At 38.6% G+C, this 1,310-nt stretch carries 2 protein-coding genes; both read left to right on the top strand.

What is annotated here, in order from left to right; all coding sequences use genetic code 11:
• Positions 1 to 757 precede the first annotated feature (757 nt).
• Positions 758 to 964, top strand: coding sequence for a type II toxin-antitoxin system HicA family toxin (locus ASL19_RS07640; protein WP_057177884.1), 207 nt, complete (start codon positions 758 to 760; stop codon positions 962 to 964).
• Positions 961 to 1,158 carry a type II toxin-antitoxin system HicB family antitoxin gene (locus tag ASL19_RS07635; protein ID WP_057177883.1) on the top strand — a complete coding sequence of 66 codons (198 nt, stop codon included), beginning with the start codon at positions 961 to 963 and terminating at the stop codon, positions 1,156 to 1,158. Before ASL19_RS07640 ends, ASL19_RS07635 begins: the two co-directional genes overlap by 4 nt.
• The last annotated feature ends 152 nt before the right edge of the window (positions 1,159 to 1,310 follow it).

Raw genomic sequence — 1,310 nt, 5'->3', positions numbered from 1 at the left:
TTTCTGAAAGAGCAGGAAACTCAACGTGCAGAACAGGAAAGACTGCTTAAAGAACAGGAAAAATTTCTGAAAGAGCAGGAACAACTAAAGTATCAAACCTTACTAGCACAATTAAAAGCTAAGGGTATTGATATCAGCACACTCGAATAAACTATTACCTGGACCGGAATACCCCCGTGAGAAGGGTTTTCTCAACCTGAGATTTTTCTCTACTTAAAACAGTACGAAGTAACATGGGAGTTTGGAACTGATATTGACACCATGCTCAATGGCCATTTTTGGCAATAGCGATCGCAAACTGCATTGCATAACTAAAATAAACAGAATTAATGTTATAAAAAATGGCTTAAAGAAATGTAGACTAAGTGCCATATCCCCTTGACTTATGCAAGAAATATGATATTATCAGACAAGTAATTAATAGCCTCGTGTGGAAATAAAATATAAGTCAAACCATAAGGTGCAGAGCTTTGACGGTCTACATGATCTCAGTTCGTGCCAACCAGACTCACCCACCCAAGTAACTACAAGAGTCGAGTGGTAAGGATTCTCTTACCCGAGCCTAAAAACCTCTTGACCAATATCTTTTAACCAAGAGCGATCACTCTTCTAAACAAAACCCTGAGAAAAAGCAAGCCTCATACTGCTTTTGTGAGTGGTGATCGCATTTAGCAAAGGGAGAATCATCAAACTGGTCTTTGATTGTACTGCATCTTTGTGAAACCCGCTATATATTTATTTAATAACTTTCAATTGAATGCCTAAAAAAATTCGAGAACTAAAGGCAATGTTGTTAAAAGCCGGGTTTATCCAACGGACTGGTAAAGGTAGTCACACAATCTGGATTCACGAAAAAATGCCAGATATGCCAATAACAATTGCAGGTAAGGATGGTGACGATGCTAAAATCTATTTAGAGAAACAAGTTAAACAAAGACTCGCAAGACTAGAAGAATTGCAATGAATTCACATTACAGTATGATTATTTTCTGGTCTCAAGAGGATAACTGCTATGTAGTCCACCTCCCTGACTTCCCTTTTCAAGACATCCACACCCACGGGAATACTTATGAGGAAGCAGCCAAACATGGTCAGCAAGTGATTGACAGTTATCTTCAGCTTTATCAAGAAAATAACCAACCTCTTACCCGAGCCTAAAAACCTCTTGAAATATATTCAGGTAGCATAACCACTCTGGAAGATTGCCTTGACCAATATCTTTTAACCAAGAGCGATCGCCCGACTGCTAACCAATAATCACCCGTAAGGTGACGAGTTGCCTTTTACTTTAAAGAAGCCATGTTATAGTA

The sequence above is a fragment of the Cylindrospermopsis sp. CR12 genome, assembly GCF_001432185.1.
In the GTDB taxonomy this organism is placed as follows: Bacteria; Cyanobacteriota; Cyanobacteriia; order Cyanobacteriales; family Nostocaceae; genus Raphidiopsis; species Raphidiopsis raciborskii.
The sequence above is the reverse complement of the archived record's forward strand: the minus strand, read 5'-3'. Positions and strand labels throughout refer to the sequence as shown.

Excerpts from the sequence above, each read along its gene's own strand:
- ASL19_RS07640 (WP_057177884.1), top strand. The coding sequence starts at position 758 with ATGCCTAAAAAAATTCGAGAACTAAAGGCAATGTTGTTAAAAGCCGGG.
- ASL19_RS07635 (WP_057177883.1), top strand. The coding sequence starts at position 961 with ATGAATTCACATTACAGTATGATTATTTTCTGGTCTCAAGAGGATAAC.